21 protein-coding genes are annotated in these 20,468 nt (G+C 74.2%); 10 read left to right on the top strand and 11 right to left on the bottom strand.

What is annotated here, in order from left to right:
* The first annotated feature begins 52 nt into the window (after window positions 1-52).
* From RM555_RS04325 to RM555_RS04290, 8 genes are all read left to right on the top strand, one after another.
* On the top strand, window positions 53-421 hold the full coding sequence (locus tag RM555_RS04325) for a hypothetical protein (protein ID WP_151456012.1): 369 nt from the start codon (window positions 53-55) through the stop codon (window positions 419-421).
* Complete coding sequence (locus tag RM555_RS04320) at window positions 414-1,652, top strand: WXG100 family type VII secretion target (protein ID WP_311410547.1); 1,239 nt, start codon at window positions 414-416, stop codon at window positions 1,650-1,652. Before RM555_RS04325 ends, RM555_RS04320 begins: the two co-directional genes overlap by 8 nt.
* A 189-nt stretch (window positions 1,653-1,841) precedes the next feature.
* Window positions 1,842-2,240, top strand: coding sequence for a hypothetical protein (locus RM555_RS04315; protein WP_311410546.1), 399 nt, complete (start codon window positions 1,842-1,844; stop codon window positions 2,238-2,240).
* 231 nt (window positions 2,241-2,471) lie between these two features.
* Entirely contained in the window at window positions 2,472-3,290 is an 819-nt protein-coding gene (locus RM555_RS04310) for a hypothetical protein (protein WP_311410545.1), read from the top strand.
* A 46-nt stretch (window positions 3,291-3,336) separates the two neighbouring features.
* Window positions 3,337-3,669, top strand: a complete 333-nt coding sequence (locus RM555_RS04305; RefSeq protein WP_311410544.1) for a YkvA family protein — start codon at window positions 3,337-3,339, stop codon at window positions 3,667-3,669.
* 31 nt (window positions 3,670-3,700) lie between these two features.
* Window positions 3,701-4,108 carry a pyridoxamine 5'-phosphate oxidase family protein gene (locus RM555_RS04300; protein WP_132231872.1) on the top strand — a complete coding sequence of 136 codons (408 nt, stop codon included), beginning with the start codon at window positions 3,701-3,703 and terminating at the stop codon, window positions 4,106-4,108.
* Between the two features lie 298 nt (window positions 4,109-4,406).
* The gene (locus RM555_RS04295) at window positions 4,407-5,078 is read left to right on the top strand and encodes a C39 family peptidase (protein ID WP_311410543.1); all 672 of its coding nucleotides are present in this window, start codon (window positions 4,407-4,409) and stop codon (window positions 5,076-5,078) included.
* A gap of 176 nt (window positions 5,079-5,254) precedes the next feature.
* On the top strand, window positions 5,255-5,857 hold the full coding sequence (locus RM555_RS04290; protein WP_311410542.1) for a hemerythrin domain-containing protein: 603 nt from the start codon (window positions 5,255-5,257) through the stop codon (window positions 5,855-5,857).
* A 133-nt stretch (window positions 5,858-5,990) separates the two neighbouring features.
* Here RM555_RS04290 and RM555_RS04285 read toward each other — a convergent pair whose 3' ends face one another.
* From RM555_RS04285 to RM555_RS04275, 3 genes are all read right to left on the bottom strand, one after another.
* Entirely contained in the window at window positions 5,991-6,227 is a 237-nt protein-coding gene (locus tag RM555_RS04285; RefSeq protein WP_132231878.1) for a ferredoxin, read from the bottom strand.
* A 4-nt stretch (window positions 6,228-6,231) separates the two neighbouring features.
* Window positions 6,232-7,437, bottom strand: coding sequence for a cytochrome P450 (locus RM555_RS04280; protein WP_311410541.1), 1,206 nt, complete (start codon window positions 7,435-7,437; stop codon window positions 6,232-6,234).
* A 197-nt stretch (window positions 7,438-7,634) separates the two neighbouring features.
* Window positions 7,635-7,817, bottom strand: a complete 183-nt coding sequence (locus tag RM555_RS04275) for an antitoxin (RefSeq protein ID WP_132231882.1) — start codon at window positions 7,815-7,817, stop codon at window positions 7,635-7,637.
* Between the two features lie 203 nt (window positions 7,818-8,020).
* Between RM555_RS04275 and RM555_RS04270 the strand changes: the two genes are divergently transcribed.
* A complete protein-coding gene (locus tag RM555_RS04270; RefSeq protein ID WP_311410540.1) occupies window positions 8,021-9,145 on the top strand; it encodes an AI-2E family transporter in 1,125 nt (374 codons plus the stop codon).
* Between the two features lie 19 nt (window positions 9,146-9,164).
* On the opposite strand, the gene RM555_RS04265 is transcribed toward RM555_RS04270, so the two are convergent.
* A complete protein-coding gene (locus RM555_RS04265) occupies window positions 9,165-9,824 on the bottom strand; it encodes a dienelactone hydrolase family protein (RefSeq protein WP_311410539.1) in 660 nt (219 codons plus the stop codon).
* A 169-nt stretch (window positions 9,825-9,993) separates the two neighbouring features.
* On the opposite strand from RM555_RS04265, the gene RM555_RS04260 reads away from it, so the two are divergent.
* Window positions 9,994-10,173 (top strand): hypothetical protein, encoded by a 180-nt coding sequence (locus RM555_RS04260; protein ID WP_132231888.1) that lies wholly within the window; start codon window positions 9,994-9,996, stop codon window positions 10,171-10,173.
* Window positions 10,174-10,247: 74 nt separating this feature from the next.
* On the opposite strand, the gene RM555_RS04255 is transcribed toward RM555_RS04260, so the two are convergent.
* The 7 genes from RM555_RS04255 to RM555_RS04225 form a co-directional block, all read right to left on the bottom strand.
* Window positions 10,248-12,620: a glycoside hydrolase family 65 protein gene (locus tag RM555_RS04255; RefSeq protein WP_311410538.1), complete on the bottom strand. Its 2,373-nt coding sequence runs from the start codon at window positions 12,618-12,620 to the stop codon at window positions 10,248-10,250.
* Window positions 12,617-13,369, bottom strand: a complete 753-nt coding sequence (locus RM555_RS04250; RefSeq protein ID WP_311410537.1) for an HAD-IA family hydrolase — start codon at window positions 13,367-13,369, stop codon at window positions 12,617-12,619. The genes RM555_RS04255 and RM555_RS04250 overlap by 4 nt, the downstream gene beginning before the upstream one ends.
* Window positions 13,370-13,430: 61 nt before the next feature.
* Window positions 13,431-13,895: a DUF4442 domain-containing protein gene (locus tag RM555_RS04245; RefSeq protein WP_311410536.1), complete on the bottom strand. Its 465-nt coding sequence runs from the start codon at window positions 13,893-13,895 to the stop codon at window positions 13,431-13,433.
* Window positions 13,896-14,004: 109 nt separating this feature from the next.
* Window positions 14,005-15,306 carry an ABC transporter ATP-binding protein gene (locus tag RM555_RS04240; RefSeq protein WP_311410535.1) on the bottom strand — a complete coding sequence of 434 codons (1,302 nt, stop codon included), beginning with the start codon at window positions 15,304-15,306 and terminating at the stop codon, window positions 14,005-14,007.
* Window positions 15,307-15,440: 134 nt separating this feature from the next.
* Complete coding sequence (locus RM555_RS04235) at window positions 15,441-17,702, bottom strand: bifunctional glycosyltransferase/CDP-glycerol:glycerophosphate glycerophosphotransferase (RefSeq protein WP_311410534.1); 2,262 nt, start codon at window positions 17,700-17,702, stop codon at window positions 15,441-15,443.
* A 16-nt stretch (window positions 17,703-17,718) separates the two neighbouring features.
* Window positions 17,719-19,725, bottom strand: a complete 2,007-nt coding sequence (locus tag RM555_RS04230; protein ID WP_396888672.1) for a DUF5941 domain-containing protein — start codon at window positions 19,723-19,725, stop codon at window positions 17,719-17,721.
* Entirely contained in the window at window positions 19,722-20,468 is a 747-nt protein-coding gene (locus RM555_RS04225; RefSeq protein WP_311410533.1) for an ABC transporter ATP-binding protein, read from the bottom strand. The genes RM555_RS04230 and RM555_RS04225 overlap by 4 nt, the downstream gene beginning before the upstream one ends.

The following is a 20,468-nucleotide window of genomic DNA, read 5'->3' as shown; positions in this document are numbered from 1 at the left end:
CTAACCTGAGCGCTGCCAACGGTTATCGACGATGACGTACGGGGATGCTGCCATGACCGGGCGCACGACAGTCGACCTGCTGTCCCTGGAAGACTTCCACCAGAAGTTGGCCAACCGGCTGACCGAGGCGGAGAAGGCGTTGCGGAAGCTGAGCACGGAGATGCAGTGCCGGCCCCCGGCGCTGGGTTCGTTCGCCGACGCCACCGAGAATTCCCGCCGCTACTCCGAGATCCACCAGTCCTACGTGGACCAGGTCGACCGGCTGCGTGCGGCGGTGAAGGCCGCGCAGAGCGCCACCGCGACGATCCTGGCCAACTACCGCACCGCTGAGGAGCGCAACGCGGCCAACTCCGCCGACATCGCCGCCGCGCTGAACGGGGTGGACGACGCGTTGAAGCGGAAGGAGGATCCGCGTGTCTGAATACACCCAGCGCTACCAGCACGTCAGCCACCAGCAGCTCTACGACGCCGTGATGGCCGGCCAGCCGGGCCAGATCGACGGCGTCGCCGCGCAGTGGACGGCGCTCAAGGGCATGCTCGACGGGCTGTCCCGCGAGCTCAGCGGCGACCTCGACAAGCTCGCCAACACCTGGACGGGCTCGGCCTCGCAGGAGTTCCAGCGGCGGTTGACGCTCGTCACCGACTACGCCGACAAGCTCGGCGAGGGCATGGCGGACGTGAGCCGGGGCCTGACCCTGATGTCCGGCGAGCTGCGCACCGCCCGCGAGCAGGCGGAGAGTCCGGCCGAGACCGACGACCACGACCAGGCGCTCTCCGGCGCGGCCAAGGGCGCTGTGTTCGGTGTGCCGGGCATCGTGGTCGGCGGGCTGCTGGGGCACCAGCAGGACAAGGCCGAGCAGGAGAAGGCCCACCAGCGCATGGTCAACGTGGTGGCCGAGCTGGCCGCCGGCTACGACCTCTCGGCGTACGGCCGGCTCGTCCCGCCGCCGCCACCGCATCCGGACATCCCGGGCACGACCAGCCGCGATTCGACGCCCCCGCGCAGCGGCCCGGGCGCCAGCACGCCGACGGCCGCGCCGACCACCTCCGGCCTCGCCGGGCAGCCCGGCGGCGCCACCGTCGCGGCTCCCGACCGGCCGAGTTCCGGACCGGGCGGCGGCGCGCCCGGGACGATCGTCCCGGGCGCCGTCGGCGGCGGGCAGCCGGGCGGCGGCGTGACCGGGGGCGTTCCCGGCGGCGTCCCGGCCGGCACCTCCCTCGCCGGTGCCACGGTGCTGACCGGCACGCCCCCCACGACGGGTCCCGTCGGGCTGGGCGGCACCGCGACGGCCTCGGCCGGCGGGCCGGGCCTCCAGTTCGGACCGGCGGGCGGCGTGCTCGGCACCGGGGCCCTCGCCGCGAGCGGCAACGCACCGGCCTCGGCGGTCCGGTCCGCCGGCGGCACTCCGGTGGCGGACAACCGCTCCGCGACCGGGATGGGCCGGCGCTTCGACAACGGGGCACGACAGGGCGGCGACCGGGCCGCCAGCGGGACGGGACGCGGCGGGGCGGGCCGCCCCGGCGTCCTGGGCGGCACCCGTGGCGCGCACGACGACGACACCGACGGCCGCCTGACCTGGCTGACGGAGGACGACATGGTCTGGGGCGACGGCGCGGCCGCCGCTCCGCCCGTGCTCGGCACCGACAGCTGACGCGCACCAGCACGACGACGGCCCACCCGGCGGGCGTACCACCGGGTGGGCCGTCGCACGCGCGGCGTCGGTCCCGGCGGGCACGGTCGCACCCGGCCGACGATCCTTTTCGGACATCGTGGCGGCGGTCACCCGATCCCGGGTCGTCGGCGCGCTGCGCGGGCCCGGCCCGGGCGATAGGTTGGACGGGTGCCCTCCGTAGCGTCCGTCGACCCGTTCTGGTCGGTGACGCTGCGCTCCTTGCGTGAGCTGACCCGGCTGGCGGTCGCCGCGCTGGTGCTCGCCGTGGGCCTGGGAGGCGCGACCGCCGCACCGGCACCGTTCGCCGCCGGCCCGGCCGCCGTCACCGCCCCCGTTCCGGCCGCTGTCACGGCCGCCGGTCCGACCGTCGCGAGCGCCCCGCTCACCCCACCGCTGTCGCGCCGCGAGCCGGTGGCCGAGCAGATTCACGGCTTCGCCGCCCCGCCGGCGGTCCGGCGCGACGACACTCCGACCGACACCGCCGCCGTGGCGGTCGCCCGCCCGGACGGCCCCGCCCGCGACCCCGGCAGGGGCGTCCCCGCCCGGCGCGGTCCGCCCGCCGCCTGAACCGTCGGCCACCGGCTCCGCATCCGGGGCGACGGACGGCGACGGACCGCCGGCACGCGCGTCCGCCCGGGCCGCCGTGCCCCGGCCCCGTGCCCCCGGCGGCCACCCGTCGGTCCATCCCCGGAGCGGCCACCGCCGCGGTACGCCCGCACGCGCGCCCACGATGCCCACCCGCCCGCACGCCGGGCACAGACCCTGTCGATTCCCTCGATCGACCGCGAGGTGCTGACCATGGAAAACGTGTTCTCCTCCGTCCTGCTCGATGTGCCCCGGGCCGCCGTGATCTGGCTGAGCCTGCTCGGGGTCGTCGCCGTCACCGTGGCCGGCCTGGTGCTGCGTCCCGGCCGCCTCCGCTTCGACGCCGGCTCCCGCATCCGGCGCGCCGCGATGCCGAGCGAGCTGGAACGGGTCGAGGAGGAGCGCGAACGTTCCCGGTACGCGGGGGAGGTCTCGGTCGCCGCGGAACGGGCCGCCACCACCGCCGCCCGCCTGCGGGCCGAGTGGCTGACCGCGCAGGAGGAGGTCGAGGCGGCCTGGCAGGCGTACGAGGCCGCCGAGGCGGACGTCCACCGGCTGGCGGTCGCCGAGGCGATGCCCCTTCCGCGTACCGTCCGGACGCCCGCCGAGTACGCCGAGCGCGAGCGCTTCCTGCACCGGGCCGCCCTCGACGCGTACTGGCGCAAGGAGTTGTCGGTCGAACAGCTCAGTGACGTCTTCGCGCACCGCGACGGGTGGGACCCCCGGCTGCACCCGGTCGAGCAGGAACTGGTGCTGCGCCGGGCGGTACGGGACAACCTGCTCGCCCGGCAGCGGGCGGCCCGGGAGCGGGAGCAGGCCGCGTGGCGGGCGGCCGAGAACGCCGCCGAGGCGGCGCGCAGCCTGCGGGACGAGGCGTTCGCCGCGGTCAGCCGCCGCCCCGACGAGTCGCAGTCGCTGCTGCCGCTGGTCGAGGGGGCCGCAGTGGCGGAGCAGACCCGGGAGTTCCCGGCGCTGACCGGCCGCGAGGTGCCGTCGGTGGCCCGGGGCCGGGCGGCGGTTCCCGCGTACTGACCGGCATGGCCGGGCGGAACCGGTCCCGCTGGGCTAGCGTGACGGCATGTCCAGGGAGGCGTGGATCGTCGTCGGCGTCGTGGCGGTCGTCACGTTGGTCGGCGCGGTGGTGCTGGCCGTCCGCGTGATCCGCACCCGCCGCCTGCTCGGCACACTCGGGCTGAACGGCAAGCTCGCCTTCTACGGGGCGCTGCTCTACACCGTCCTGCCGATCGACCTGCTTCCCGACCCCATCTACCTGGACGACATGGCGGTGCTGACCGGGGCGCTGCTCTACCTGGGTCGGCTGGTCCGGCAGCGCCGCGCCGCGAGCACGCCGCTGCCCGGGGCACCCGACGCGCCGTCCGGCACCGACCGGGCGCACCGTCGCGTGCCATGATCGGTGCCGCACCGCGAGACAGGGGACGGACATGCCCGGCGACCATCGGTTGGCGCCCCACGACGAGCGGGTCGTGGCGTTCTGCCGGGAACGGCACCTGGCCACGTTGACCACCCTGCGCCCGGACGGCACCCCGCACGTCGTACCGGTGGGGGTCACCTTCGACGCGTCGACGGGGCTGGCCCGCGTGATCACCGGCGGCGCGTCCCGCAAGGCGCGGCACGTCGCCGCCGCCGGCCCCGGGGGCGCCCCGGTGGCCGTCTGCCACGTCGACGGGCGGCGCTGGCTCACCATCGAGGGGCGGGCCGTCGTGCGCTCCGACCGGCCGGCCGTCGCCGAGGCCGAGCGCCGGTACGCCGAGCGCTACCGGACGCCCCGCCCGAATCCGGACCGGGTGGTCATCGAGATCGCGGTGACGCGCCTGCTGGGCAGCCTGTGACCGGTTGACCGGTTCGTCCCCTCCCGCGCCACCCACGCATGCCTGACCGGTCCGGGTGTGACGCGGGGCATCCGTACGCCGGAATCCTGCCGCCCGTGGCCCGGTTGAACCTCGACGTGCGGCCGGTGCGCCCCCGGCCGTGGGCCCGGAATGCCCACCGGAGCAGGGCCGTTGCATCCCTGAGTACGCCCGTGGGCCGACCGCCCCGGGCCGTCGAATTCCCCGAGCCGAGCGCCTCTCCCGGTGCTGTGCGCCCCGGTCCCCCCCGGCGGCGTCGACCCCCGATTGGAGCCCGACCATGAATCCGATCGTCCAGAAGAGCGGTCTCTCCGTCGCCGGCCTGCTGGTGGCCGGCGGATGCCTCGCGGGTCCGGCGGTGACCGCCCAGGCGGCGCCGGCGGCGACCACCCCGGTCGGCGCGGTGCACACGGACGACCGCGCCGCCAAGAACGGCCGCGCCGACCGGCGTGCCGAGCGCGCCGTGGGCATCGAGTACCAGGCGCAGCCCAACTTCTACTACTGCGGCCCGGCCGCGACCCGCATCGCCCTGTCGGCGCTGGGCCGGGCGCTCCCCCAGGACGAGGTCGCGAAGAGGCTGGGCACCACCGAGGCCGGCACCGACTCGGCCCTGGACATCACCCGCGTGCTCAACGAGCTGACCGGCCGCGGGTACCGGACCACCGAGATCCCGGATCCGGTGGCCAAGCCGGAGCAGGTGGACCGGCTGCGGTCCGACGTCGTCGCGGCCCTCGACAAGGGCCGGCCGGTGGTGGCCAACATCAAGGGCACCGCGGTCGACACGGTCGGCAACCCGCACTCGTACGAGGGCGGGCACTACCTGACCCTGGTGGGCTACCGGGACGGCGGTGACCTGATCCGGATCGCCGACCCGGCCGCCCCCGAGGGCGAGTACTGGATGACCCTGGAGAAGGTCGCCAACTGGATCGCCGAGCGCGGCTACTCGTCCTGATCCGCCCCGCCGAGGGCCGGCCTCCTGCGGGGGCCGGCCCTCGGCGTGCCGGCGCGACGGCCGCCCGCCGGGCACGGGACGCGGGTCGGCGACACATTGATGATCGGTGGGTTCGGTGGGCGGTTCCCGGGTACCAGGCCCACAACCGACCGTTCCGCAACCGGTGAGGGGCAGACATGACCAACCCACAGGACATCAGGGGGGAGGACGTCGTGGACGTCCTGACCGCCGACCACCGTGAGGTCGAGGCACTCTTCGTGCAGTTGGAGAGCCGGCAGGGCACCCCCGAGCACCGCCGGCAACTGGCCGACGTGGTGATCGCCGAGCTGGTCCGGCACGCCGTCGCCGAGGAGATGCACGTCTATCCGACCGCCCGCAAGGCGCTGCCGGACGGCGACCAGATCGCCGAGCACGAGATCTCCGAGCACGCCGACGCCGAGCGGACCATGAAGGAGCTGGAGTCGGTCGACCCGTCCGACCCGCGCTTCGACGAGCTGCTGGCGCACCTGACGAGCACGATCCGGCACCACGTCAAGGACGAGGAGTCGGACCTCTTCCCCCGCCTGCGCGCCGCGGTCGCCACCGAGGAGATGGTCGAACTGGCCGGGAAGGTGGAGGCGACCAAGAAGACCGCCCCGACCCGGCCGCACCCGGCCGCGCCCGACCGGCCGCCGGCGAACCGGCTGCTCAACCCCGGCACCGGTCTGGTGGACCGGATGCGGGACGCGCTGAGCGGCCGCGTCACGTCGACGGCGGAGCTGGGCCAGAAGCAGCGCTGACCGCCCCCGCTCATGGTGGCCACGCCCGGCCCGGGGCGTGGCCACCGGCATGTCACCGGCCGGCGCGGAGGGCGACCATCGGGCGAGCCACGCGACCCGCCCGGCCCCAGGCCTCCGGCAGGACCCGCCCGGCTCAGGTCTCCGGGGCGATCCGGCGCAGGCCGTCCGCCTCGGACACGATGACCGCCTCCATCGGGCAGGAGTCCGCGGCGTCCACCAACGCGTCGTCCGGCGCCACCCGCTCGGCCAGCGGGCGGGCCAACCCGTCCACCAGCACGAAGTGCCTCGGCGCGGTGCCCGCACAGATCCCCGACCCGATGCACCGCGTCGGGTCCACGTGTACCCGCCACTGCTCGTCCGTCGCACTCATCTGTTCACCAACTCACCGGCATGGCGACGAGCCCCCGGACCAGCAGGCCGCTCTTCCAGGTCAGCTCGGATTCCGGCACGGCCAGCCTCAGGTCGGGCGTGCGGGCGATCAGCGTCTCCAGGACGACCTGGAGTTCCATCCGGGCGAGCTGCGCGCCGACGCAGTGGTGCACCCCGTGCCCGAAGCCGAGGTGCGGGTTGACCTGCCGGGTCAGGTCGAGCCGGTCCGCGTCGGCGAAGACCGTCTCGTCCCGGTTGGCCGACGGGATCGACACCACCACCGGCTCGCCGGCCCGTACCAGCACGCCGCCGACCTCGACGTCCTCCAGGGCGTAGCGGGCGAAGGCCGAGGACGCGCCGAGCGGCACGTACCGCATCAGCTCCTCGACGGCAGCCGGCACCAGGTCCGGCCGCGACCGTAGCCGGGCCCACTCGTCCGGGTGGGTGAGCAGGGCGTACACGAAGTTGGGGATCTGGGTCACCGTCGTCTCGTGCCCTGCCGCGAGCAGCCCGGCGGCCAGGCGCACGACCTCGTCCTCCGCGAGCCGGTCGTCGGCGTCCCGGGCCCGGACCATCGCGCCGAGCAGGTCGTCGGTGGGTTGCTCGCGCCGCCGCGCGATCAGCTCGCCCATGTACGCGAGGAGACTGTCGATGTACTCCTGGGCCTGCTCCGGGCTGAGGGAGGTGGTCGACACGATCGCCTCGGACCAGGTGTGGAAGCGGTCCTGGTCGGCCACGGGGACGCCGAGCAGGTCGCAGATGACCCGGATCGGCAGCGGGGTGGCCAGGTGCTCCACCAGGTCGGCCGGCGGACCGGCCGCGAGCATGCCGTCCACCAGCTCGTGGGCCACCTCCCTGGTCCGGGGTCGCAGCTCCTCCACCCGGCGGGCGGTGAACGCCTTCGCCACCAGCCGACGCAGCCGGGTGTGCTCCGGCGGGTCCATCGACAGGATCCCGCCCTCCTGCTGTCGCGGCGAGTTGCGGGGCTCGTCCCGGCCCACCGAGGCGGCCCGGCTGAACCGTGGGTCGCCGAGCACGGTCCGGACGTCCGCGTGCCGGGTGGCGAGCCAGGCCGGCTCGCCGAACGGCATCCGGATCCGGGTGAGCGGTTCGTCCCGGCGCAGCCGGGCGTAGCGCGGGTCGAGGTTGAGCCGGTCGGGGTCGCTGAACGGATAGCGGTGGGGGACGGTCGTCTCGGGGGCCTCGGTCACCGGATGACTTCCTCTCGTCACGGCGCCCCAAGGGGAGGGCGCCGGTCCGGTCGGGGATGACTCCACTTTGAGTCATGTTCCGACTGCGGATAGTAGCGAGAGTGGTCGATCCTTGGCTAGCGGTACGCGTCGATCCGTCAGGAAGCAGTCGTCCCGGGTCACCTGCTTGCGCGGCGTCCCGGGTCGCTACGAGACGTTCAGCGGACCTGGTCGCCTTCGCCGGTGCGCGCCTGGGCCTGGTCGACGCCCTTGTCGATCTGCTCGTCGTACTTGCCGCCCGTGCGCTTGTCGGCCATGTCGCCGCCCTTCTCCAGGCCCTTGTCGACCTGCTCGTCGTGCTTGTCGGCGAAATCCTTGGCCTTGTCCATGAAGTCGCTCATCGGGGTCCTCCTCGAAGCCGGTTCCGAATCTCCGCCTTCCCTGGGCTCGGGGGCTCAAACGCGACGGCGAAGCAGCCCCGGAGCGATCGGGAAACGGGCGGTCGGCCCCGACGCCCCGGCCGCCCATCTAGCGTGAAAGGGGACGCGGGTGTCGGAAGGACGCCGGCCGGGTACCGACTCGCCGGAGATCGAGGAGGGCCGACGTGGTCGCAGACGATGCCGGGCGTACGCCCGAGGGAACGCCCGGCCGGGTCGCCGGCTCCCGACAGACCTGGGCCGCGCTCCCCTGGCTGGTCCGCTCGGCCGTGGTGTGGAGCGCCTGCCTGGTGGTGATCGTCGCCGGGCTGTACCTCCTGGGGAAGATCGCGGTGCTGCTCGCGCCGCTGGCCATCGCGCTGGCCGTCACCATCTTCCTCGCCGCGCTGCTCGACCCGGTGCAGCTCGCGCTGCGCCGGCTCCATCTGCCCGCCGCGCTGGCCGCCCTGCTCACCGTACTGCTGCTGCTCGGCCTGCTGTTCGGCGTCGGCGCGCTGGTGTGGAGCCTCACCGCCAACCAGTTCAGCGAGTTGAGCGAGGAGCTGGTGCAGGGCCTGCAACGGACCCGGGACTTCGTGACCTCGACGCTGCCGGTCAGCGACCGACAGCTCGACCAGCTGCTCGACCAGGCCCGCCAAGGGCTCGGGCAGGGCACGGTCGACCCGGTCTCCGGCGCCAGGACGGCCGCGGAGGTGCTCGGCTCGGCGCTGCTCGCGCTCGTCCTGCTGTTCTTCCTGCTCAAGGACGGCAGGTCCATGTGGCGCTGGACGCTGTCCCGCGCGACCGGGCCGAACCGGGAGGTGACCGCCGAGGCCGGCCGGACGGGTTGGCGGACGCTCGGCGCGTACAGCCGGGGCACGATGCTGATCGCCGCGATCGACGCGATCGGCATCGGTCTGGCGCTGGTCGTGCTCCGGGTGCCGCTGGCCTTCCCGCTCGCGCTCATCACCTTCTTCGGCGGCTTCATCCCGATCATCGGGGCGACCGTGGCCGGCGCCGTGGCGGTGCTGGTCGCGCTCGCGGCGAAGGGGCCGGTGACCGCACTGCTCGTCCTCGCCGCCGTGATCACCGTCCAGCAGGTCGAGGGCAACCTGCTGGAGCCGCTGGTCATGAAGCGTCAGGTGCGCCTGCACCCGGCGGTGATCCTGGTGGCGGTGACCGCCGGCACCCTGATCGCCGGCATCGCCGGGGCCTTCGTCTCGGTGCCGATCACCGCCGTCGTCTGGCGCGTGATCGACACCATCCAGCAACACCGCCAGCGCCCGACGCCCGCGCCCCCGACCCCCGCCTGACCACCTACCGGGCGGGTCCTCAGCGGGGGGTGGGGAGGTGGGTGGTGAACCAGTCGGCGGCGCTGTGCGCCACCTGCTCCAGGGTGCCGGGTTCCTCGAAGAGGTGGGTCGCCCCCGGGATCACCGTCAGCTCGGCCGTGTCCGGCAGCGCCTCCTGGGCCTGCTCGTTGAGCGTGATCACCTGCTCGTCCAGGCCGCCGACCAGCAGCAGCGTGGGCGCGCGCACCTGGTCGAGCGCGGCGCCGGCCAGGTCGGGACGGCCGCCCCGGGAGACCACCGCGCCGACGAGGTCCGGTCGGGCCTCCGCCGCCACCAGGGCGGCGGCGGCCCCGGTGCTGGCCCCGAACAGCCCGATCGGCACGGCGCCGAGGGGTCGCTCCGCCGCCAGCCAGTCCACGATCGCGGCGAGCCGACGGGCGAGCAGGGGGATGTCGAAGCGCAGCTCGGCGGTCCGGGCGTCCACCTGGTCCTCGGCCGGCGTCAGCAGGTCGACTAGCACGGTGCCGAGGGCGCTGCGGTTGAGCACGTGCGCCACAGCCGTGTTGCGCGGGCTGTGCCGGGAGCTGCCGCTGCCGTGTGCGAAGAGCACCACGCCGGCCGGCTCCGCCGGGACCAGCAGGTCGGCCGGAAGTTCGGCGTCCCCCGCCGGGATCGCCACCGCGCTGCTGCGCACGTCCATCTCGCCTCCGTACGTCCTCGGTCGTCCCCGTTCCGGCCGCATACCCGTCCCCGGCGCCGGCAAGCGGCCCCGGCGCCCCCGGCGTTTGTCGCCGAGGGGCCCGGGTAGGCGTCGGGTGACCGCAGACCGTACCGGCGCAACCGCGCCCCGACGGATCGCGAGGATCGCCATGGCTCAGCAGCAGCGGGAGACCCGGCAGCAGACCACCGACCGGGACCGGCGGGAACAGGACACCGAACGCGGCCGGGACTGGGCGGACGACGCCGCCCAGGCGCGCACGGCCGACGACCCGCGGGCGATGGCGCCCCGCGACGCGGCGGACCGCCCGTCACAGGGCAGGCCGCTCTGACCGACGCCGCCGGGTGACCGGCACAGGGTCCTACGCCGCCGGCCCGCCGTCGCCGACGGCGGGCCGGCGGTCGGTCACGGCTCGTTCTCGGGCAGGCGGAGCAGGGGAGCCCGACCGGGGGCCTGCTCCGGGGCGGGGCCCGACACCTCCGCGGCGGGGATCGGCATCGTCACCGGCTCCCCGCAGGTGACCCGGACCTGCTCACCGTGGTGCCGCAACTCCAGCATGTCTCCCGGGTCGCCGTAGCGCAGCGCGTACGTGGTCTGGTGCGGCCGGACGTCGACCCGCAGCCGCATCCCGCGCCACTGGAGGGAGAACTCCAGCCGCTCGAGCCGGCTCGACAGCCGCGGCGCGAAGGAGAGGTTGCCGTCGTGGTCGCGCAGCCCGCCGAACCCGCCCACCAGGGCGATCCACGCGCCGGCGAGCGAGGCCATGTGCACCCCGTCGCGGGTGTTCTCGTTGAGGTCGTGCAGGTCCATCAGCGCGGCCTCGCGCAGGTAGACGTGCGCCAGTTCGGGATGGCCCACCTCGGCCGCCAGCACCGCCTGGGTGCACGCCGACAGCGACGAGTCCCGCACCGTACGCCGCTCGTAGTAGAGGAAGTTGCGCAGCTTCTGCTCCGGCGTGAACGCGTCGCCCCGCCAGTGCATGGCCAGGACCAGGTCCGCCTGCTTGACGACCTGCTTGCGGTAGAGGTCGAAGTACGGGTAGTGCAGCAGCAGCGGGTACTTCTCCGGCGGCGTGTGCGCGAAGTCCCACTCCTGGAGCCGGGTGAAGCCCTCCACCTGTTCGTGGACGTCGATCTCCTCGTCGTACGGGATGTGCATGGACGCCGCCGCGTCCCGCCAGGCTGCCGCCTCCTCGTCGGTCACGCCGAGGTGGAACGCCTCGTCCCGGTAGCGCATCACCGCGTCGGCCGCGCTGATCAGGTTCCGCTGCGCCATCAGGTTGGTGTAGATGTTGTCGTTCTTCACCGCCGTGTACTCGTCGGGGCCGGTGACCCCGTCGATGTGGAACTGGCCGTGCCGGTCGTGGTGACCCAGCGACCGCCACAGCCGGGCGGTCTCCACCAGCAACTCCAGCCCGATCTCGCGTTCCAGCTCGGTGTCCTGGGTGACCTGGACGTAGCGTCGCAGCGCGTCGGCGACACCGGCCGCGATGTGGAAGGCGGCGGTGCCGGCCGGCCAGTACCCCGACGACTCCGGCCCCTCGATGGTGCGCCAGGGGAACGCCGCGCCCTCCAGGTTGAGCGTCCGGGCCCGCTCGCGTGCGGCGGCCAGGGTGCCGTGCCGCCAGTGCAGCGCGTCCCGCACGGCGGCCGGTTGGGTGTAGGTGAGCACCGGCAGGACGAACATCTCCGTGTCCCAGAACGCGTGCCCGTCGTACCCCGGACCGGTCAGGCCCTTCGCGGCGATGGGCCGTCGCTCCGCCCGGGAGCCGGCCTGGAGGACGTGGAACATGCCGAACCGGACGGCCTGCTGGATCTCCGGGTCGCCCTCCACCACCACGTCGGCGGCGTCCCAGAACTCGTCGAGGTATTCGCGCTGCTCGCGGAGGAGCCCGTCCCAGCCGTCGATCCGGGCCCCCGTCAGGGCGGCCTCGACCTGGTCGCGCATCGCCGGCAGCGACCGGCGGCTCGACCAGCCGTACGCGAGGTACTTGACCACGCGCAGCGTCTCGCCGGGCTGGAGCACGCACCCGATCGTGGTACGCACCCAGTCCTCGTACCCCTCGGACTGGCTGGTCGTGCGCCCCGGGGCGTACACCTCGTGTTCCATGGCGGCGGCCACCCGCAGCCCGGAGACCTTGGTCCGGTGGATCAGCAGCCCGCCGTCGGCGGTGGTGAGTTCCTCCTCGGCCTGCAACGGCGACTCCAGCACGGCCGCGACCCGCGGGTCCCCGCTCTGCGCGGGCAGCGCCTCGTTCGCCACGAGTTCCGACTGGAGGATCAGCCGCAGCGGGCCGTCCACCGCCTCGACCTCGTAGCTGATCGCGGCGACGGCGCGCTGGGTGAACGAGACGAGCCGGGTGCTGCGGACCTTGATCTCGCGGCCGGCCGGGGAGCGCCAGTGCAGCTCCCGGTGCAGGGTGCCGGCGCGCAGGTCGAGGACCCGTTCGTGGGCGAGGAGTTCGCCGTAGCGGACGTCGAGCGGCTCGTCGTCGACCAGCAGCCGGATCAGCTTGCCGTTGGTCACGTTGACGACCGTCTGGCCGGACTCGGGGAACCCGAAGCCGGCCTCGGCGTACGGCAGCGGGCGCAGCTCGTAGAAGGAGTTGAGGTACGTGCCGGGCAGGCCGTGGGGTTCCCCCTCGTCGAGGTTGCCGCGCAGCCCGACGTGCCCGTTGGAGAGGGCGAAGACCGACTCGGACTGGGCCAGGACGTCCATGTCCAGCCGTATCTCCCGGACGTGCCACGGCTCGACCGGATAGGCCCGTTCCCGGATCACGCGGTCTGCCCGGGGTCGAGCAGGTCGGCGAGGTCGGTGACCACGACGTCGGCCCCGTGGGCCAGCAGCTCGGCGGCCTGGCCGACCCGGTCCACCCCGATCACGTACCCGAACCCGCCGGCGCGGCCGGCGGCGACCCCGGCGAGGGCGTCCTCGAAGACGGCGGCGTCGCGCGGGTCGACCCCGAGCAGTCTCGCGCCGGCCAGGAACGTGTCCGGCTCGGGCTTGCCGCGCAGCCCCTCGGCGCGGGCGACGAGCCCGTCCACCCGCGCCTCCAGCAGCGGTTCCAGCCCGGCGGCGGCGACCACCTCCCGGCCGTTCGCGCTGGCCGTGACGACCGCCCGGCGCAGTCCGGCGGCGCTCGCCGCCTCCAGGTACGCGACGGAGCCGGGGTAGACGTCCACGCCGTGGGTGCGCAGCCGCTCCAGCAGCAGCACGTTCTTGCTGTTGCCGACCCCGTTGACGGTGTCGGCGTCCGGCGGGTCGTCGGGCGACCCCTCGGGCAGCACGATGCCCCGGGAGGAGAGGAAGGTGCGCACCCCGTCGGCGCGCGGCCGGCCGTCGACGTAGCGGTTGTAGTCCGGCCCGGGGTCGAAGGGACGGAACTCCTCACCGGTGGCGGCGGCGTGGCGGCGCAGGAAGCCGTCGAACGTCTCCGTCCACGCGGCGTTGTGCACCCGGGCGGTCTGCGTCAGCACACCGTCCAGATCGAAGAGACAGGCGGTCACGTGAGCAGGCAGGCCCAACACGGTACGAATCTATCCAGACCTCCGCGCCCGTAAACCGCTTTCGGTGCGCTTGCCGCGCGGCTCAGTTCGGGCGCAGCGTCCAGACCACGGTCATCCCGCCGGTCGGCTTGCCCTCCTCGGTGGCGATCTCCACCTGGACCGGGAACTCCGGCCGGCGGCCGGACTCCAGTTCCGCGACCACCTCGGCGACCGGCCGGTCGAGGCGCGCGGTGGCCAGGACGGGGCCCATGGCCAGCTTCCGGTACGCGATCTCGGCCCGTACCGCCAGCGGCGTGGCCCGGTCGAGCAGCTGCCCGAACGCGGCCAGCACGACCGCGCCGCTGGCGGTCTCGCCGAGGGTGAACATGGCCCCGGCGTGCGGGCCGCCGACGTGGTTGTGGGTGGCCGGCGAGTCGGGCAGCCGGACGGTCACCCGTACCCCACCCTCGGCCTCGGGGGCCACTTCGACGAATTCGATGCCGAGCGTACGGGCGAACGGGACAGCCTCCAGCATGCCGGCCGCCACCTGGCGCGAGTCGATGGTCATGGCCCGACGTTACTAGCCGGTAACTTTCCCGACAAGCCCGCCCCTGGGTGTAAGGAAGGGCACCTTCCTAACGCATAGCGTTAGGAAGGTGCCCTTCCTTACACCCTCCTCAGCGCCAGCCCACGTCGATCCGGTCGCCGCGCTCGTCGAAGAAGTGCAGCGCGTCCATGCGTACGGAGACGGCCAGGGGGTGCCCGGCGGCGATCCCCGGGTACGGCGCGAGCCGGACCGCGAGCTCGGCGGGGCGCCGGTGGTGCCGGCCCGGGTCGTTGAGCACGCTGGTGCGGGTGGCGGCGACCGGGGCGGCGGCCTCCTCCTCGGCGGCGCGCCCGGTCAGCCGCTGCAACACCTGCCCGAAGCGGCGCAGGCCGCGCTGGCCGGTGGGTGCCTCCTCGGTCCGGGTACCCATCTCGTCCACCACGATCGCGGTGGCCCCGATGTCGAGGAAGGCGAGCGACTCGTGCCCGTGGTGCTCCAGGTAGCGGATGCGGCCGTGCAGCACGGCGCCCTGGGTGTCCGGCGCGACCGGGGTGAGCGCCTCGGCCCGCATCCCGACCACGATCCGCTCACCGTGGTAGTGCGCGACCGCCCGGCTGCGGATGTCGTCCCACGGCAGGTGGAGCGCCTGGTCACCGAGGGTGAGGGTGACGTAGCGGTCGAGGTGGACGTAGACCGAGGCCTCCAGCAGGTTCATCCGCGGGCTGCCGAGGAACGCGGCCACGTAGAGGGTGGCCGGGCGGCCGTAGACCTGGGTGGGGGTGCCGACGTCCTGGAGGACGCCCTTGCGCATGATGGCGACCCGGTCGGCCATGGTCAGCGCCTCGGCCTGGTCGTGCGTGACGTAGATGGTGGTGACGCCCAGCTCCCGGGTCAGGCCGGAGATCTCGGCGCGCAGTTCGGCCCGGAGCCCGCTGTCGAGGTTCGACAGCGGCTCGTCCATCAGGAACAGGCCCGGACGGCGCACGATCGCCCGGCCCATCGCGACCCGCTGGCGTTGCCCGCCGGAGAGCTGGCTGGGCTTGCGGCCGAGCACGTCGCCGATGCCGAGCGCGCTGGCCACGTCGGTGACCCGCTCGCCACGCGGCTCGGGCTCCAACCCGGCCAGCTTGAGCGGGAAGGCGATGTTGTCGCCGACGGTCATGTGCGGGTAGAGCGCGAAGTCCTGGAAGACCATGGCGATCTTCCGGTCGCGCGGCGGCAGGTCGTTGGCCAGCTCGCCGTCGAGCATCACCGCGCCCGACGTCGGTTCCTCAAGCCCGGCCACCATCCGCAGCACCGTGGACTTCCCACAGCCCGACGGGCCGAGCAGCACCATGAACTCGCCGTCGTTGACGTCGAGATTGACGCTGTCGACGGCGAGGGTGCCGTCCCGGAACACCTTCGTGACATCCTTGAGTGCGACGGTTGTCACCGTGCCCTCCCCCCACCTCGTCGACCGAATCCCGAATGACTGTGACGAGGATCATGCGGTTCGCACATCGGGTAAACGTGCCATGTTCGGCTTGTGACGGCCCTGTGACGCCCACCCGGCGGGACGAGCCAGCGTCAGCGGGGTCCGCCTCCCGCCTGCGACGCCGGAGCCAGCGAGCCGACTCCGCGCGCCGGCCGGCCGGCGGTGGCCGGTTCGCCGAGGAAGACCCGGCGGACCACCCGCTCGGCGGCGTGGCCGTCGTCGAGCGCGCAGAACCGGGCCCGGAACCGCTGCCGGGCCGTGCGCGCCGCCGCCGAGTCGACCCCGCCGGCGCGGAACAGGTCGAGCAGGTCGGCGAAGCTCGTGGCCACCGCGCCCGGCGGCTCCGCCGTCACGTCGAAGTAGACGCCCCGGGCCAGCCGGTACGCCTCCCAGTCGGGGGCGTAGACGACGATCGGCCGGTCGAGCACGGCGTAGTCGAACATCGCCGAGGAGTAGTCCGTGACCAGCACGTCCGCGACGAGGTAGAGGTCCTCCACGCGCGGATGGCCGCTGACGTCGCGTACCCGGTCCCGATCGGCGGGGCGGCGGGCGCGTTGGTCCCGGTCGTGGAAGTAGTGGCTGCGGATCAGCAGCCGGCCGGCCGGGCCGAGCACGTCGAGCAGCCGCTCCGGGTCGAACGGCGGCCGGTAGCCGGGCAGGTGCTCCCGGTGCGTCGGGGCGTACAGGACGACCCGTTCGCCGGGCCCGAGGCCGAGGTCGGCACGCAGCCGGCGCACCTCCCCGGCGGTCGCGGTGACCAGCCGGTCGTTGCGCGGGTAGCCGACCTCCAACGTGGTGTACGCGGCCGGGTACGCACGTTCCCACATCTGGCTGGAGAAGCTGTTCGCGCTGACGCTGTAGTCCCACCGGTCCACCCGGCGCAGCAGCCCGGCGAAGTCCATCCCGACCGCGCCGACCGGGTACCGCTGCTGGTCCAGGCCCATCACCTTCACCGGAGTGCCGTGGTGGGTCTGCACGTGCACGGTGCCCGGCCGCTTGCGGACGAAGTCCGGGAAGTTCACGTTGTTGACCAGCCACCGCGCCCGGGCCAGCGCCCGGTAGTACGCGGGCGTCCCGGCGACCACGTACGCGACGCCCTCGGGCACGGTGTGCACGCGGTCCCGCCGGACGATCCACACCCCGCGCACCTGCGGCGCCAGCCGCCGGGCAGCCTCGAAGATCGCGGCCGGGTTGTCCGAGTAGCCCCGGTACCAGTAGGCCGCGTAGACGGCCAGCGTCTCATCGACCGGCCGGCGCAGCTCGGCCCGGTAGTACTCCCGCAGCAGGGCGTCCCGGGCAAGCCGGGCCGCGCGCCGGGCCGGGGGCGCGACCCGCCGCTTCGCGCTCCGCGCGGTACACCGGGCGACGTCCCGTGCCCGGTAGGCGGTGCGCAGCGCGCTGAAGGTACGCCAGCGCCCGGCGGCCACCAGCCGGTGCTTGAGCCCCTCCGCGCCCGCCGGGGCCGGATAGCCGCCGGGCGGCAGCCAGCGCGCGTGGTCGGCGGTGATCCGGGCGAAGAAGGACGGCCGCAGCTCGGGGTCGATCCGCTCCCCGTTGCCGAGCACGCTCAGGTAGTGCCAGATCATCCGCTCGAACAGCGCGGGACGCAGGTCGTCGACCGCGGGCCCCCAGGCGTCCATCAGCCGGAACACCCGGTGCCACTGGTCGAAGACCTCGAAGTGCCGCTCGCCCCTGGTCCTGGTGATCGCCCCGGTGCGGCGCTGCCGGTAGTTGACGCAGACCCGGTCGAGCACGCCGATCCGCTCGGCGGCCATCAGCACGGGATAGCTGAAGGAGACGTCCTCGTACCAGCCGGGGGCGAAGCGCAGCCCCTCCTCGATCAGGAACTGCCGGCGGACCAGCCGGTTCCAGGCGGTGTGCAGCAGCCGCAGCGTCTCGGGCCGGTCCCGCAGCCGGAAGGTCTCCTCGCCGGGCGGCTCCGGGAAGACCTCCACCATCGCGCTGCGGCTGGTGGCGTCGTTCCAGTGCGTCCGGACGTGGTCGACCAGGAGCACGTCGGGGCGGGTGGCGCGGAGGCGGCCGACCACCTCGGTGAGGCACCCGGGGGCGAGCCAGTCGTCGCCGTCGACGAACCAGACGTACTCGCCGGCGGCCCGGTCCAGCCCGATGTTGCGGGCCGGACCGAGCCCCACGTTCTCCGTCAGCCGGACGGCGCGCATCCGCGGGTCGCGGGCCGCGTACTCGGTGAGGATCTCGCCGCTGTCGTCCGGCGAGCAGTCGTCGACGCCGATCACCTCGATGTCGGCGACGGGCTGCCCGAGGATGGAGTCGAGGCATTCGCGCAGGTAGCCCTGCACCCGGTAGGCCGGCACGACGAAGCTGATCAGTGTCATCGGCCGGCCCCTGTCGTCAGCCCGGCGAGCGACCTCCCGCGCCGACCAGGCCCACCGACGCCCGCGCGGCGCGGGCGGGCAGGACGACCCAGGCGAGGGCGACACTCCCCACGAAAACCACGAGAAGGTACGTACCGAGTGTAGCCATACCGATACCCGCAAAACCGACGATCGCCGCCAGGGCCAGCAGCACCGAGCGCCCGTCCCAGCCCAGCGTGCCGCCGTGCAGCGGCGGGGCGGACTGCCGCTTCTCCAGCCGCGCGGTCAGGTCGTAGTGGTGCAGGGTCAGCACGAAGACGTACCCGAAGATCAGCCACGCCGGCACGTCGCCGACCACCCCGACCGCGATGGCGAACAGGAACTCGCCCGCCCGCAGCGCGGCCGGCACCAGCCAGTCCAGCGGCCCGGCGTGCGTCGCGCCCGCGCCGAGGCCGGCGACCAGCAGCACCAGCAGCGCGACCGGCACCGCCCACCGCGGGACCTCCGCCCCGTCGCGGGTCAGCAGCGCCGCCACCAGCAGCGCCGCCGGGCCCAGCGCCGCGACGACCGCCAGCGCCAGCGGGCCCACCGGCCGGAGCGCCGGCAGGAGCCGGGCCAGCGGCCCGTCGTCGCGGTGCAGGGTGGCGTCGACCGTGTCCAGCACCGGCACCCGCATCCAGCGGGCCCGCAGCGTACGCAGCGCCCCGGTGTACGCGAAGGCCAGCACCCCCCAGGCCAGCACCGCGTACAGGCTGACCAGCGGGCCGAACAGCGCCACGGTGATCGCGATCAACGCCCACCGCTCCCCGATCGGGAAGACCACCGTGCGCTTCAGCCAGTACGACACCGAACCCGTGTCGGCCTGCACCCGGTTGGAGGCGGCGTTCAACTTGTCGCCGATGCCGCCGCCGGCGGTGCCGACCGCCTTCGGCCGGCGCGCCGCCTCGTCGTGCAGCACGCCGTACCAGGTGTCCGTCATGTGCCGGACGGTCTGGAGGGTGATCGCGGCGATCGCCAGCGCCCAGCCGTACCGGAAACCGGCCTGGGTGGCCCCGTAGCCGAGGCCGGCGTAGACCACGTACTCCTTCGCCCGGTCGGCCATCGTGTCCAGCCAGCCGCCCCAGGCGCTGAAGTGCCGGGTGTAGCGGGCGAGCTGGCCGTCCACGCAGTCCAGCACGAAGCCGAGGTAGAGCAGCACCGCCCCGGCGACCAGCGCCAGCCGGCCGCCCGTACCGAAGAGCACGGCGGCGGCCACCGCGAAGGCCACCGAGATCATCGTGACGGCGGTCGGGCCGAGCCCGAGCTTCGCCGACGCCTTCGTCACGTACGGCGACCAGGTGCTGACGAAGAAGGTGGTGAAGAAGTCGTCCCGCTCCTTCACCGAGAGCTTCAGCTCGGCCCGGTCCTCGTCGACGGCGGCCACGGCCGCCTCCGCGGCGGCCAGCCCCGCCGGGTCGCCCACCCGGTGCGCCACGAGCAGGCGTACCCGCTGGGCGAAGGTCAGCACACCGAGCCCGGCGAGGCCGGCGAAGAGCCGGTCCACGGCGGGCCCGGCCGGCGGCGGCGCGGCGGCCGACGGCGCGCCGACGGGCACCACCCCGGCGGCGGCCGCGCGGGCGGCGGCAGCCAGCGACGGCAGGTCGCCGACGCCGACCCGCAGCGCGCCACCGAACACGCCGGTGGCCCCGCCGTCCAGCGCCTGCGCCGGTCCGGCCCCGACCACCTGGCCGCGCTCCTCGCGCACGGCCGTGTGGCCGTCGCCGGGCGGGTCGGTGAGCACCAGCGCGACCGTCGGCCCGACGGGGCTGGTGGCCAGGTGCCGCAGTACGGCGGTGTGTGCGACCAGGTCGGCGCCGGTCACGAGCACCGGGCGCGTGGCCGCGTCGACGAGGTCGGCCAGCTCGTCCAGGCCGGCGGCGTGGCGCACCTCGTGCGCCCCGGCGCGCCGGAGCTGGTCGGCCAGCCGGTCGGCGAGGTGTTCGCCCGAGCGGGTCGGCAGGCTCGCGGCCGGTGCGTCGGCGGCGAGCACGATCGCGAGCGTCACCGCGGAACCGCGGCGTGGTACGCGGCGAGCGCCTCGGCGATCGTCCCGTCGACGGTCAGCCGGCCCCCGTCGAGGTACAACCCCCGACGGCAGAACCGGGTCAGGTCCTTTTCGTTGTGTGACACCAGCACCAGAGTGCGCCCCTCCCCGAGCAGACGGTCGATCGTCGCATAACACTTCTTGCGGAACTCCGCGTCCCCGACCGCGGTCACCTCGTCCATGAGCAGGATCGGGTGCGGCAGGTGCGAGATGATGGCGAAGCCGAGCCGGACCTTCATGCCCGACGAGTAGTGCCGCACCGACGTGTCGACGGCCCGCTCCACCTGCTCGCCGGCGAACGAGACGATCTCGTCGAAGTGCCGCCGCAGGTAGCCCGACGGGAGCCCGTGCAGGCCGCCGACCAGGTAGAGGTTCTCCCGCCCGGTCAGGTCGTTGGAGAACCCGGCGGAGAGCTCCAGCAGCGGCGCGACGTCCCCGCGCACCCGGATCCGGCCCTCGTCGGGGATGAGCACGCCGGCGATCAGCCGCAGCAGCGTGCTCTTGCCGGTGCCGTTGCGCCCGACCACGCCCACGGTCTCCCCGGCCCGCACCGAGAACGACACGTCCCGCAGCGGCCAGAACCGGCCGTCGTCGGCGCCGCGCCGCCCCCGGTGGATGAACAGCTCCCGCAGCCGCAACTGCCGCCGCCGGTTGCGGACGAACCGGATGCCGAGCCCCTCCGCCTCGATGATCGGATCGGCCAT

The organism is Micromonospora reichwaldensis (assembly GCF_031845925.1).
In the GTDB taxonomy this organism is placed as follows: Bacteria; Actinomycetota; Actinomycetes; order Mycobacteriales; family Micromonosporaceae; genus Micromonospora; species Micromonospora reichwaldensis.
The sequence above is the reverse complement of the archived record's forward strand: the minus strand, read 5'-3'. Positions and strand labels throughout refer to the sequence as shown.

What these genes read in the sequence shown, in the direction of transcription:
- RM555_RS04245 (WP_311410536.1), bottom strand. Translation starts at nt 13,895, where the DNA reads ATGACCATCGACTCGCGCCAGGTGGCGGCCGGCATGCTGGAGGCTGTC.
- RM555_RS04310 (WP_311410545.1), top strand. Translation starts at nt 2,472, where the DNA reads ATGGAAAACGTGTTCTCCTCCGTCCTGCTCGATGTGCCCCGGGCCGCC.
- RM555_RS04305 (WP_311410544.1), top strand. Translation starts at nt 3,337, where the DNA reads ATGTCCAGGGAGGCGTGGATCGTCGTCGGCGTCGTGGCGGTCGTCACG.
- RM555_RS04265 (WP_311410539.1), bottom strand. Translation starts at nt 9,824, where the DNA reads ATGGACGTGCGCAGCAGCGCGGTGGCGATCCCGGCGGGGGACGCCGAA.
- RM555_RS04325 (WP_151456012.1), top strand. Translation starts at nt 53, where the DNA reads ATGACCGGGCGCACGACAGTCGACCTGCTGTCCCTGGAAGACTTCCAC.
- RM555_RS04260 (WP_132231888.1), top strand. Translation starts at nt 9,994, where the DNA reads ATGGCTCAGCAGCAGCGGGAGACCCGGCAGCAGACCACCGACCGGGAC.
- RM555_RS04275 (WP_132231882.1), bottom strand. Translation starts at nt 7,817, where the DNA reads ATGAGCGACTTCATGGACAAGGCCAAGGATTTCGCCGACAAGCACGAC.
- RM555_RS04295 (WP_311410543.1), top strand. Translation starts at nt 4,407, where the DNA reads ATGAATCCGATCGTCCAGAAGAGCGGTCTCTCCGTCGCCGGCCTGCTG.
- RM555_RS04300 (WP_132231872.1), top strand. Translation starts at nt 3,701, where the DNA reads ATGCCCGGCGACCATCGGTTGGCGCCCCACGACGAGCGGGTCGTGGCG.
- RM555_RS04290 (WP_311410542.1), top strand. Translation starts at nt 5,255, where the DNA reads ATGACCAACCCACAGGACATCAGGGGGGAGGACGTCGTGGACGTCCTG.
- RM555_RS04235 (WP_311410534.1), bottom strand. Translation starts at nt 17,702, where the DNA reads ATGACACTGATCAGCTTCGTCGTGCCGGCCTACCGGGTGCAGGGCTAC.
- RM555_RS04225 (WP_311410533.1), bottom strand. Translation starts at nt 20,468, where the DNA reads ATGGCCGATCCGATCATCGAGGCGGAGGGGCTCGGCATCCGGTTCGTC.
- RM555_RS04285 (WP_132231878.1), bottom strand. Translation starts at nt 6,227, where the DNA reads ATGAGTGCGACGGACGAGCAGTGGCGGGTACACGTGGACCCGACGCGG.